This window comes from Yersinia thracica (genome assembly GCF_902170565.1).
Taxonomy (GTDB): Bacteria; Pseudomonadota; Gammaproteobacteria; order Enterobacterales; family Enterobacteriaceae; genus Yersinia; species Yersinia thracica.
In genome coordinates, this window is record NZ_CABHXX010000117.1 from 1 (window position 1) to 321 (window position 321).

The window sequence follows — 321 nt, forward strand, 5'->3', positions numbered from 1 at the left end:
CGTTAGCTCAGTTGGTAGAGCAGTTGACTTTTAATCAATTGGTCGCAGGTTCGAATCCCGCACGACCCACCATTATGTAGAGTTAGCAGGGTATTAAATCGTAGGGATAAGAGCCGTAGAGGTTCGAGCCGAGCGAAGCGAGACAACAACGCGCTAGCGTTGACCCGAAGGGCGAGGTCGCAGGACGAGTCATCCCGCACGACCCACCATTATGTTAAGCAATAAGTAGTACCGCATTACAGCGGGTCGTTAGCTCAGTTGGTAGAGCAGTTGACTTTTAATCAATTGGTCGCAGGTTCGAATCCCGCACGACCCACCATT

At 51.1% G+C, this 321-nt stretch carries 1 tRNA gene and 1 other RNA gene; both read left to right on the forward strand.

The features are described 5' to 3' along the window. Positions 1–86: 86 nt before the first annotated feature. Positions 87–209: non-coding RNA, RtT sRNA (locus FTA91_RS16455), on the forward strand. Between the two features lie 34 nt (positions 210–243). Further along, positions 244–319 (forward strand) — tRNA-Lys (locus FTA91_RS16460). Positions 320–321: the final 2 nt, after the last annotated feature.